Consider the following 13,143-nt stretch of genomic DNA (forward strand, 5'->3'; position numbering starts at 1 on the left):
GCCTTTTCTGCAAATGAACTTAAAATTACCTATTTGATTAGCAATCGCTTTACAGACTTAACATTATTAGCTTCATCAGTAATACTGACTAAATAATAACCAGGCTGAAATCCTTTAATATCTAAAGGAAGCATGCTGTCTTTTAGCCTTTCGATATTTACTTCTTGACTAAACCGCTCTACACTTGAGAAATCATAGATTTTAACAGTAACATTTTTAGTTTTCGCCTTAGAAAAATCAATGTTAACGCGCTCTGTAGTTGGGTTTGGAAACATTGAAATTTCTATATCAGATGTTCTTCCTAAATACGATATAAGTTCACAAATTAAACTACCAGAAGGGAATCTAAATACTGGTATTGGATTTGACAAACTATAACATCCTGATAAATCTGTAAACGCATTATTACCTTGAGCTGCACCTTCTAAATCTCCAGAAAAGCTTAAGTGCCATATAAGACAAACACCTGGTCCAGCTATATCAAAATTAACTACATCTGGCGATGGAGGCAAGCCTAAAATTGTGCCTTGTGCATCAGTAATAACCCAAGCTGAGTTTTCGCCTTCATTATTAGACAATGTAATTCCTGTAGCATAATCTGGTTCATCATCTCCTTCACAAAAGAAATATAAACCATCACCTTCTATATATCCGCCATTGACATCACAAACATCATTCTCACCACTTCTAAAAACCTCAACTGGATTAGATAAATCATAGCAGCCAACCAAATCAGTCAATGCATTATTACCTTGAACAGCACCTTCCAAACCATCTTCAAAACTTAAGTGCCAAACTAAACACGTGCCATCACCTGCAACGTCGAAATCAACTACAAAAGGATTTGGTGGAATACCTAAAATTAGACCTTGATCATCTGTAACTACCCAAGCCGAGTTAGTTCCAGAATTACCTGATAATGTAATAGCGCCTTCAGGAATATTATCGGCCACACCATCACCTATAGAAGTAAATTCAAAAGGACCACCTGTTAAAGTTCCACCTTCAGGCTGATTTCGTATCACCTCGATAGGATTAGACAAACTATAGCAACCAACCAAATCTGTTAAGGCATTATTACCTTGCTGAGCACCTTCAAGTCCATCTGCAAAGCTTAAATGCCATACCAAACATGTCCCATCACCTGCACCATCAAAATCTACTACATAAGGGTTTGGTGGTATACCTAAAATTGTTCCATCAGAATCGGTAACTACCCATGCAGAATTAGCGCCTGAGTTTCCTGATAAGGTAATAGCCCCTTCTGGAATATTGTCTGCAATTCCATCGCCTACACAATATTCGAAAGGTCCACCTTCTAAAGTACCGCCTTCTGGCTGACTTCTTATGACTGATATAGGGTTTGATAAATCGTATTCTCCAATTAAATCAGTTAAGGCATTGTTGCCTTGTTCTGCACCTTGTAACCCATCAGCAAAACTTAAGTGCCATACTAAACATGTTCCAGAGCCTGCTCCATCAAAATTAACTACATATGGGTTTGGTGGTATACCCAAAATTAGACCCTGGTCATCTGTAATGACCCAAGCCGAGTTAGGACCAGAATTTCCTGACAATGTAATAGCGCCTTCAGGAATATTATCCGCAATTTCATCACCTACACAATATTCGAAAGGACCGCCTTCTAAAGTACCGCCATTTATTCCGTTTGAGGCCCTTATAACTTCTATTGGGTTGGATAAATCATAACAGCCTACTAAGTCTGTTAATGCATTATTACCTTGAACAGCACCTTCAAGACCATCTTCGAAACTTAAGTGCCATACTAAACACGTGCCGTCACCTGCTCCATCAAAATCTACAACAAATGGATTTGGTGGAATCCCTAAAATTAGACCTTGATTATCTGTAACTACCCATGCCGAGTTAGTACCAGAATTACCTGATAATGTAATTGCGCCCTCAGCAATGTTATCTGCCTCACCATCACCTACTGATGTAAACTCAAACGGACCGCCTTCTAATGTTCCGCCTTCTGGTTGGTTTCTTATTATTGTAATAAAATTAGATAAGTCATACCAACCTCGCAATCGTTCTAAATTACGGCCTACTCGTAACCCTCTAACTCTTATATAAGAGATATGCCATATTCTGCATACTCCAGGACCAGCACCATCTAAATCAAAAGGTGGCGAATCAGGTAAAGCTAGAATATTGTTCTGGTCGTCAGTAATTATCCATTGCATACGTCTTCCTCGTTCTCCCTCTAAATTCACATTAATTGGGTCTGGTATGCCATCTACACATATAGTTGTATTGTCTTCTGTACTGATGTAACCTCCATCAATAAAAGAGCGAGATTCTTCTTGAGCGAAACCGCTAAGAGAAAAGGTCAAAAAAAGGCTAAAAAACATAAGCTTGCACCCATGTAAATAGCCTTTAGATAAATCTAAATGTCGATTTTTTTTCATAATAAATATTGGTTTAATTAATTATGACTAAAGTATATTCAACATTTATTTTAAAATGTTAGATACCTAACATTCAGAGAGTTTTATATTCATTATATAGATAAAGTAAAGATTATATTTAATAAAAAATAATTTGTGTTTTTAATCCAAAACAAAACCCAAAGGCATACCAGTAGCTCCGTTTGGAAAGCTAATTCCTAAAAGTGCTGACATTGTAGGCGCAATATCTGTAATTTCTGTTTTTCTATAAGTATGTCCTTTTTTAATTCCTTTTCCGAAGAACAAAAGAGGGACATGAGTATCATAAGCATATCCTGAACCATGGTCGGTTCCTTTTTTATTCCAAGGGCCATCTGAAAATACTGAAGATTCCATAACAATTAATATATCTCCCGAACGCTTTTGATTATATCCATTTTTTAAAAGATATTCTGCACCATCTTGAAATGCAAAATTATTAACAACACTCCCTTTAAAAACCTTATTTACAAAATCATAATCCAGTAGTTTATTAATAATAATATTTTCAATACTATTAATATCAAGATTACTTTTTTCAATTATCTTATGATTTAAAAACACTTGTTCATTACTAATTTTTAATACAAGGTCCTGAACTTTAAGTTTTGAATATAATAATGAATTCAAATCGGTTTTCACGTCATTGAAGTTCAAAAGACCTCCTGGTATCTTTTGAGAATTTAAGAATGCAGGGACATATGGAGCGCCATGATCTGCAGTTAAAAAAACGGTATAATTTCCTTTTCCTACTTCTGCATCTAGCACATTGAATAGTCGCTCCAAATCCTTATCTAAACGCAAGTATGTATCTTGAGTCTCCTTTGCATTTACCCCAAAATTATGTCCAACATAATCAGTACTAGAAAAACTAATAGTTAAAACATCTGTTATATCATCTTTCCCAAGTTGTTCACCTTCAATAGCAGCAATAGCAAAATCAGTAGTCAAACTATTTCCGTAAGGCGTCGATTTTAGGATATCATAACCACCATTTTCTTTACTTAATTCTTTTAAATCATATGGGAATGTTGCTGTTGATTTAGATTTAAATCCATCTTCAAAATTATTTAAGTCATCTCCACTTTCTGTGTAAGTATCAATTGGATATAGTGTATTCCATGTTCTTAAATAATTATTCGCAACTGCAGAAGCATTAAAATCTGATACCCATTTCGGTAATGCATTCATATAAAACGTACTAGTAATCCAAGCACCTTCATTTTTTCCTCTAAACCAATAAGCCGCATTAGCTGTATGACCTGCAGGAAGAACCGCTCCTCTATCTTTAATAGATATACCTATAGTCTTTCCTCTCATTTGAGTAAACAATCTATTTTCATCTGTAAAGGTCGTAGTTGTCATTCGGTGTGGAGACATTTGACCGTCTGCACTTGAAGTCCCAACAGATTGATAAGCATCATCTCTAACACAATACACACTCTTATTTAATGTTTTATCGAACCAATTGTTTCCAATTACTCCATGGTATCTTGGAGTTGTCCCTGTATATAATGAAGCATGACCAGCTGCCGTTTTTGTGGGTATATAATTAAAGTGATTGTTCTTACAATTAAAACCTTCATTAACCATACGCTTAAATCCACCATCTCCATATTTTAAATAAAATCGAGTTAAATAATCGTAGCGCATCTGATCGACTACAATACCAACGATAAGCTTTGGATTTTTAGTCTCTGAAACACTAACATCGTTAGAGTTACTTGATTCTACTTTTTGAGCATTACATGACATCAATGCAAAACAAACTGAGAAAATTAGGATGGCTTTTTTCATTTATTAACTGTAATATTGAAACACAAAAATAACGGTTTTAGATAGATGTTAATTTAATAAAATAGTATTTAACGAAGAGTTTTTCATAATTTAGCATTAACAACATATTAGATGAAATACCTACACAATATTGGTGTCTATTTTTTAATGATTAAAGACATGTTTCGCAAACCCACTAAGTGGTCAGTTATGCGAACCCTAATTCTAAAAGATATTGATGACCTTATCATCAATTCGCTTGGTATAGTCGCTTTTATCTCCTTTTTTGTTGGTGGCGTTGTAGCGATACAAACTTCATTAAACATCTCTAACCCATTAATCCCTAAATATCTAGTTGGTTTTGCTACCAGACAATCTATAATATTAGAATTTGCGCCTACTTTTATTTCTATAATTATGGCTGGTAAAGTTGGTTCTTTTATAACATCGAGTATAGGTACAATGCGTGTTACAGAACAAATAGATGCCCTAGAAGTTATGGGTATTAATTCTCTTAATTATCTTGTATTCCCTAAGTTTATAGCTTTATCGCTCTATCCTTTTATCATATCAATTGCTATGTTTTTAGGGGTTTTAGGAGGTTTAGCCGCGTGTGTTTATGGAGGTTATGGTACATTAGAAGATTATATTGAAGGCATCCAAACAGATTTTATTCCTTTTCACATTGTATATGCTTTTATAAAAACACTTGTATTTGCTTTTTTATTAGCTACAATACCTTCCTTTTATGGTTATTTTATGAAAGGTGGTGCATTAGAAGTTGGTAAAGCAAGTACGACTAGTTTTGTGTGGACAAGTGTTGTTATCATTTTAGCAAATTACTTTTTAACAAGTTTACTTTTAGGTTAATGATAGAGGTTAAAAATTTATATAAATCATTTGGAGATGCTCATATTTTGAAAGGCATTAGTACTGTTTTTGAAAAAGGCAAGACCAACTTAATTATTGGACAAAGTGGCTCAGGTAAAACCGTATTTCTGAAATGCCTTTTAGGCCTTTTTGAATATGAAAAAGGTGCTATTTCTTATGAAGGGCATGTAATGAGTGAATTAACTGCTAATGAAAAACGAGACCTACGTGCTCAGATAGGTATGGTTTTTCAAGGTAGTGCCTTATTTGATTCTATGACCATTGCTGAAAATGTGATGTTCCCGCTAAGAATGTTTACCAAACAGAGTAAGAGCGAAATGGAAGATCGTGTAGATTTTGTACTGAAACGTGTTAACCTTCCTGATGCGCATAAGAAAATGCCTAGTGAAGCTTCTGGAGGAATGCAAAAACGTGTTGCAATTGCTCGGGCTATTGTAAATAATCCTAAATATTTGTTTTGTGATGAACCAAATTCTGGCTTAGATCCAAAAACAGCAATAGTTATTGACAATCTTATTCAAGAAATTACAGATGAGTATCAAATGACTACTGTCATTAACTCCCACGATATGAACTCTGTTATGGAAATTGGTGAAAAAATTGTCTTTTTAAAAGATGGCTATAAAGAATGGGAAGGTTCTAAAGACACCATTTTTAAAACAGACAATGAAGCTGTTACTAACTTTGTTTACTCGTCTAACTTATTTAAAAAAGTAAGGCGAATGTATATTGAAGAAAATCAATAATTAATTTCTTCGCACAACAACAGAATCCGTTTTAATTTGTTGTTTTAGCCATAGTATTAGCTCCTTTTCCTTAATAGCGATTAAACTATCATTCAGAGTATTTTTCCAAACAACATTAGCAATATCTATAGTATCAATTTTTATAAAATCTTTAGATTCTAACATTCTGGCATAACCCAAATATTCTAGATCATTGAATCTAATTTTTGCATCTTTTGCCAAGCTTGAAAAAGCAATATCGTCAAATTCGTTTTGTATTTCTAACTGTTGATTTAAACCAGAAATCGTTTCTTGTAACTCACTTACTTGTTTTTGTAATCCTGATATAATTAAATCTTTTTTATCCAATTCAGAAATGGCTCTATCGTAAGCGTCAGAGATTTTATCAAAACTGCGATTTTTATTACCAGAGATAATTAATTCAAAATCTTTAATCTTGTCATAGCCTTTTATTTCGTTATTCCAATCAGCAATAGAAGCATCTGGCACCTCTCCATTAAAATACAACGTTATTTTTTTCTCATCATAATTTGGTGTTCCGTTTTGAAACCATAACTCACGATTAGACTTAACTTCATTTTCTACAAAGTTTTCATAATCATTTACCAAACCACTTTTTTTAAACACTTGAATAAATGTAATTGTTGGATATATCATTACCAAAATAGCAACTAAACCCGCAAATCTGGCTATACGCCTTCGTTTAGCTGAATTGGCATATTTTAACATTGGAAAACGTAAAACCTTAAGTACAATAAATGTCGCTAATGCAATAAAAATAGTGTTAATGGTAAATAGGTTCATTGCGCCTCCAAAATAAGACCAATTACCATTAGCTAAACCATAACCTGCAGTACAGAGGGGCGGCATTAAGGCAGTTGCAATTGCAACACCGAAAATCACAGAAGCTATAGTCCCTTTTTTAGTTCGTGCAATTATAAGTGCTAATCCTCCAAAAAATGCAATAAGTACATCTCTTAAATCTGGAGCAACTCTTCCTAAAAGTTCGGAAGTTTCTTTTCCGCCTAACGGAAAGAATCTAAAGAATAAAAATGCCGTTAATAAACTTAACACTATCATTGTAGCTAAGTTTATTAATGACTTTTTTAAAGTATCTATATCATTTAGAGCGATAGACATACCAATACCTAAAATTGGTCCCATTAATGGAGATATAAGCATGGCTCCTATGACAACAGCAGTTGAATCAGCATTTAATCCAACAGAGGCCACCATTATAGAACAAACCAAGATCCATGCCGTAGCACCTTTAAAAGAAACATCATCTTTTATTGCTAAAATTGTGGCATCTCTATCTGTATCGTCTCTAAAATCTAAAAGCTCGTGTAGAAAATGAGAAATACTCGCAAATAAGCCTTTGGCATCTTGCTTTACTGCTTCTTTTTTTTCTTCAACAACTTTGTCTTTATTAACCTGCTGTTTTTGTTCTTCCTCTGAGAAATTAAATTTATTTTCTTCACTCATAAATCAACCGTATTGTTCTCCAAATTTATCTTTTACAGATTGGAGTACCTTTTTTATATCTTGTTCTTTTGTTTTAGGAAAGATAAGTAAAACTTCGTCTTTATCTACAATGATGTAATCTTCAAGACCATCTACAACTACAACTTTATTATGTTTAGTACGTATCATGTTTCCAGAAGCGTCAGTAGTTAATGTCTTTGCATTAACTACAGCATTACCTGTATTATCTTTTTCAAGTTTATCGTAAAGACTCCCCCAAGTTCCCAAATCGTTCCAGTCAAAAGTGGCTGGAATTACATATACATTTTTACTCTTCTCCATGATGGCATAATCTACAGAAATATTTTCTGCTTTACCGTAGTTGTTACTAATGAAATCATATTCATTTTCGGTATTATAGACAGATATGCCTGCTTCAAAAAGTTGATATAACTCTGGCTGATTTTTCTGAAAGACGGAAATCACTGTTTTTGCACTCCACATAAAAATACCTGCATTCCAAAGAAAATTACCTTGACTTAAAAATGACTTAGCAGTGTCATAGTTTGGCTTTTCTCGAAACTGATTTACAGATTTTATATTTGAAGTTGAATCTTTATCATATTCTATATAACCATAACCTGTATTAGGAAATGTAGGTGTAATACCCAAAGTCATTAAAGCATCATTATTTGAGCAATACTCAAAGGCTTGTCTTACATTTTGTGTAAAAGCATTCTCATCTTCTATCCAATGATCACTTGGAGCAACAATCATTACTGCGTCGGGATTTTCTTTATGTATTTTAAGAGACGCATATAATATACATGGTGCTGTATTACGCATTGCAGGCTCTAAAACAACTTGCCGCTTTGTAACACTTGGTAATTGCCTATATACTAAATCATTATAACGCTCATTGGTAAGTATAAATATGTTCTCCTCTGGTATTAGTGAGGCTAAACGATTAAACGTTTTCTGAATAAGTGTATCCCCAGTTCCTAGCATGTCGTGAAACTGTTTTGGAAAATCTTGAGTGCTTACTGGCCAAAAACGTGAGCCAACACCACCAGCCATTAAGATAGCGTAGTAATCTTTATTTTTCATCAAATTGATTTTTCCCATTACTCTATGAGTTTTAGTAGATAATTATTCCTCTAACAACTCAACTTCAGCATTTGGGTTAAACAAATATAACTTTCCTGAGCTTAACTCTAAACACTCATAACGTTTTCTGCGTTTTACACCCTTCCTAAATATACGTCCATTGTACAACTTAAATGTTACACCTTCCTCTATCTCAAAAATAAAGGTTTTGTCGTTTTCCTCATCATATTGTTTTAACGCCAATGCTAAATCTGTATCTGTATCACTTGAAGCTTTTGGGTTTTTAAAATGCTTAGCTAGTAGAGGCAATAGATTATTTGGAAATATTTCTGGCCGCAAAAAAGGCAACATTAAATGCTGAAAAGTACGTTTCCATTCCTTCCCATGAGGCTTTATAAAACGTCCATACTTTTGATATGACTCTAAGTGAGCAATTTCGTGAATCAAAGTAATTAAAAATCGATAAGGATTTAAATTAGAGTTTACAGTGATTTGATGTTTTCCATTAGGTAACATCCTGTAATCACCATGTCTGGTTTTGCGTTCGCCTTTTATTTTGACGACGAGGTTATCAGTACTGATTAAATCTTGAATTAAAAATTTTGCTTCTTGAGGAATATATTGAAAAAGTGTTTTTTGCATCTACCCAAAGTTTTGACTTTTGCCTTACTTAGTAACTACAACCATTTTTGAATTTCCATTAACTCTAAGCACATAAAGACCTGTTACGGCATTATTTAACCTAATACGAGTTATACCACTATCTTCATCATAATCAGAAGCTATAATATCTATCATTCTTCCTCGAATATCAAATACTTCAATGACATCATCTATAGCGGTACTCGTTATAAAAAACTGCTGATCGTTAGTTGGGTTAGGATAGATGATTTGTTCCGCAGTAGTATTAGGGTTTGACGATGATTGAAAGTACGGCAACGCAAAATCAAATGTATCATCTGCAACTTTCTGACCAATAAAACGACCAGGTAAATCATCTGCTGGCGGATGGATTCCTCCCCAAATACGAGACAAACTTGTTTGGTCTGATGCATCTCTGTAGGTCGCCCATTGTAATACTACATCAACAGAAGGCCCTTTTTCAAAGACTAAAAATTCATCCTTTTTAGCCACAAACTCACCTATTCCTCCTGGGAAAAACGGGTCTCCTGTAAGTTTAGTCAATATCTCTGATGCTGCTCTAGAAAATGTAGAATGTCCTGACACATATCCGGCAAATGGTGGCGTAACAAATGTGGGGCGTTGGTAAGGGTACCAATCTTCAGCTAAAATCCAACCAACACCAGCGACATCTTCTTCAGGATCATTAATAAAATCATGACCTCGCCACGTATATAATTTTACTTTTCCAATGTTTTGACCAAAGAAACCAGCTAATGGATCTCCTGCTTCAACTAACTCTATTAATCCTGAAATTAATTCAAAACCTGAAGGACTATAATTAGGTAAAGCCTCATCGGAACTCTGGCCTTGTTCATCACCCATATAACGTATAGCAGATATAGGCCTAATATAATCATACCAACCTTTAACACTCCATGCTGCTATAGCTGAATCATGCATTGCTCCACCAAGAATAAAATAGGCCTTTACATCCCATTCTAAGGCTTTTAAAATATCACCTTGGCCTTGGAAACGCTTTTCAAATTGTGGATGATCGTTAACGTAATTCAATATTGTAAACCAATGTCCTGGAGGTGTTTCAGAATCTGGACCATCTGCCCAGAATTCTGCTAAAACTCTTGCATAGTCACCACGAGGCACCATATTAGTAACATATGGCGCAGAGGTTTTTGGATTTATAGCATGACCTGTACCTATATCTCCACCTTCTGCAAAATTGTAGAACGATGGATAATCTTCAAAAGCTGTTGGGAAATCAGCAATATCTGTATTACCAATAGCTCCTGGTGAAATATCCCACATAACACCATCACTTGGGTCTAAATGCGATTGCCATGAAGACACCATAGAAAAGCCCCATTTGTATTGCTCGCTTTCAGTATCTTCAACTGTAGTATTTATTTGTGGAGGAGTTATCGGGTTATGAAAAACACGATAGCTATCTCCATCTCTATTAAATACGGTTACATCTTCTTCTTTTAAAGCAAAACCATTTACATTTCCCCATTCTGGGCTTAAAAATTCAGGAACATTACCTTCAACTACATTTCCACCCTGATCAATAAATGTATCCAAGCCTAAAGGTTGCCATCTATTAGGATCAACTACTGGTGGATTATCAGGAAGTTCTAGGTTATATGCTTGGTTAACTGGCTGATAAAATGCATTATCAAATCCCGTACTCTCACGTGAACCGTCTTGTAACCCATAATCTATGATTGTTTGTGCCACATAATTTCCTAATGCTGCAGCATTTCCAAACTCATATAAAACAGAAGTTAGTGAAGTTTCATAACCTAATTTTTCCATCAATAAATCGATACGTTCTTGGTTGGATTCTGCTCCGGGAGAATTCTGAAATCGATATGATAGCAATCGATACATGGCATAACTTATGGCTTCATTAACAGATTCTTCATTTGAATTAATTGGAATAAAATCTACAAGTTCACTAGAAAACCCTTTAACCTCGTTACCTATTAAGTATGGCCCTGCCTGGTCATCATAAATTGCCCAAATATCATACATAGCTACACTCGTATGAAATAAATTCCTAGCATGCACTGTTGGTCTTGCAAAATCGCCTCGGATGGCACTTAACAATACTTCATTCCATAATCTAGCAATTGAAATATTCTCTGGCAAATCTGTTGCATTTAACTCAACATTTATTGAAGCTTCTAAACTAGAACATTGATCATCAGATTCTATTACAGACACTCTACCTTCTGATTCTAACTCCCAATGTACTGTAATCGCGTTAGTACCTTGTCCACTTAATATCTGCCCACCGCTAACTGACCAAACTGCTGTTGAATTTCCTCCAATGTTGTAAGAGTATGTTTGACTAGAATAAAATGCTGCACTTGTTGCCCCTACAATTACTTGAGCGTCTATATAGGTACAACTGTCATCATCTAAAGTGGCTTGAGGATTGTAGGAGCAGGAAACTGGATCTGTACATCCATATACTTTTTCGCTTGGTTGAATGTTTAGATTTGTTAAACTTCCTCCTTCAACAGCTAACATTGTAGCATTAACCACAGCATTATTATGAGTTTCTACTAATCCTGAAGGCCAAGTTATTTCTATAGATGTTATGGATGTTTCATCATCCAATCCAAAATGTAAAGGCATTAAGCTTTGGCTCAAAAATCCAACTCCAGATTTGTATCTTATTAATGTACCATCAGCAGTAGACAACCTTACAATTGTACCAATTGCATCACGATTAGAGACTGTGCCTTGTAATTCTAACTTAAACCAATTCAATGCAGGGTTTACATCATCGAAGTCTAAAGTTCTGTTTTCGTATAAAAAAGAAGGTCCATCATTATTAGTTACATATAAGTCTATATCACCATCATTGTCATAATCCCAATCTATAGCTTCAACACTAATTGTTTGTTCATTAAGATTTAAAGACTGTGATGCATCTTCAAATGCGTTTTGACCTTGAGCATTTAGATTTCTAAAATAGAAGTTAGGTTCTACACTTCTATCTTCAAACTCATAGCCATTAACAACATATAAATCTTCATCTCCATCTAAATCAAAATCAGAGAAGCGGGTTCCCCATGCCCATAACGTATTCCCTAAGCCAAAAGTGTCCGCATTTTCTGTAAATGTATTATCACCATTATTGGTTAATAAAAAATTATCGTCAATTGCTGTAATAAATAAATCAAAATAGCCATCTCTATTGTAATCACCGATAGTAATACCCATGTCATCTCCCATGGTATTTACACCATAAGTTCCCGCTTGATTCGTAAAACTTGTAGCGTTATTATTTATGTACAAATCATTAGGCTCATCGAAATCATTTGAAATATACAAATCCATAAAGCCATCCTCGTTAAAATCGAATGGCAAAGCTGTATAACTTGCTAAACCAGACTGCGCCTGAATACCTGTAGATACTGTAACATCAGTAAAGGTATTGTTACCATTATTGCGAAATAGTTGATTGCTATCGCATTCGTCCCAATCGTTAATATAAATATCTAACAGCCCGTCATTATTATAGTCAAACCACGTTGCACCAGTATTTCTACAATCATTTAAAGTATCAAAACCTGCAATAGACGTTAAATTTGCAAATGTTCCGTTTCCAAGATTTCGAAATAATTGTACTTTAAAAGAATAGGTCAAAAACAAATCTGGAAAGCCATCATTATTATAATCTCCCCAAGATGCGCCACTTTTTTGACCTTCTAAACCAGACCAGTCCGCACCACCTTCATCCTGAGAAAGCAACTCTGTTAGGCCTGCTATTTCTGTAACATCAGTAAATGAACCATCGTTGTTGTTTCTAAACAAACGGCTTAATGTTTTTGGACTATCTGTATTATCCTTTGCTCTAGCAACCACGAAAATGTCTAAATCGTTATCACCATCATAATCGGCCACGGCTACTCCATTATTTTCTTCTAGGATACCAAGACCTGTAATATCTTCTACTCTATCAAAAGTTTGACTATATAGGCTCTGGATTGAAAAACCCAAAATCATAAGAATAATAACATAGTTTTTGAGTAATTTTCTTAGCATAAATTTCTTTT

General features: G+C 34.5%; 8 protein-coding genes. 2 read left to right on the forward strand and 6 right to left on the reverse strand.

Features of this window, described 5'->3' with window-relative positions:
- Window positions 1-29: 29 nt before the first annotated feature.
- Window positions 30-2,432 (reverse strand): T9SS type A sorting domain-containing protein, encoded by a 2,403-nt coding sequence (locus IEV10_RS13355; protein ID WP_188375238.1) that lies wholly within the window; start codon window positions 2,430-2,432, stop codon window positions 30-32.
- Window positions 2,433-2,573: 141 nt separating this feature from the next.
- A complete protein-coding gene (gene pafA / locus IEV10_RS13360) occupies window positions 2,574-4,247 on the reverse strand; it encodes an alkaline phosphatase PafA (RefSeq protein ID WP_188375239.1) in 1,674 nt (557 codons plus the stop codon).
- 111 nt (window positions 4,248-4,358) lie between these two features.
- Between pafA and IEV10_RS13365 the strand changes: the two genes are divergently transcribed.
- Window positions 4,359-5,096, forward strand: coding sequence for an MlaE family ABC transporter permease (locus tag IEV10_RS13365; RefSeq protein ID WP_188375240.1), 738 nt, complete (start codon window positions 4,359-4,361; stop codon window positions 5,094-5,096).
- On the forward strand, window positions 5,096-5,863 hold the full coding sequence (locus IEV10_RS13370) for an ABC transporter ATP-binding protein (RefSeq protein WP_188375241.1): 768 nt from the start codon (window positions 5,096-5,098) through the stop codon (window positions 5,861-5,863). Before IEV10_RS13365 ends, IEV10_RS13370 begins: the two co-directional genes overlap by 1 nt.
- On the opposite strand, the gene IEV10_RS13375 is transcribed toward IEV10_RS13370, so the two are convergent.
- From IEV10_RS13375 to IEV10_RS13390, 4 genes are read right to left on the reverse strand one after another with little or no spacing between them, the layout of a single operon-like run.
- Window positions 5,864-7,348 carry a DUF389 domain-containing protein gene (locus IEV10_RS13375; RefSeq protein WP_188375242.1) on the reverse strand — a complete coding sequence of 495 codons (1,485 nt, stop codon included), beginning with the start codon at window positions 7,346-7,348 and terminating at the stop codon, window positions 5,864-5,866.
- 3 nt (window positions 7,349-7,351) lie between these two features.
- On the reverse strand, window positions 7,352-8,434 hold the full coding sequence (locus tag IEV10_RS13380) for a mannose-1-phosphate guanylyltransferase (protein WP_188375243.1): 1,083 nt from the start codon (window positions 8,432-8,434) through the stop codon (window positions 7,352-7,354).
- A 42-nt stretch (window positions 8,435-8,476) separates the two neighbouring features.
- Window positions 8,477-9,076, reverse strand: a complete 600-nt coding sequence (locus IEV10_RS13385) for a SprT-like domain-containing protein (protein ID WP_188375244.1) — start codon at window positions 9,074-9,076, stop codon at window positions 8,477-8,479.
- A 24-nt stretch (window positions 9,077-9,100) separates the two neighbouring features.
- On the reverse strand, window positions 9,101-13,132 hold the full coding sequence (locus IEV10_RS13390; RefSeq protein WP_188375245.1) for an FG-GAP-like repeat-containing protein: 4,032 nt from the start codon (window positions 13,130-13,132) through the stop codon (window positions 9,101-9,103).
- Between the last annotated feature and the right edge of the window lie 11 nt (window positions 13,133-13,143).

Origin of the sequence: Winogradskyella haliclonae, from assembly GCF_014635865.1 — a bacterium.
In the GTDB taxonomy this organism is placed as follows: Bacteria; Bacteroidota; Bacteroidia; order Flavobacteriales; family Flavobacteriaceae; genus Winogradskyella; species Winogradskyella haliclonae.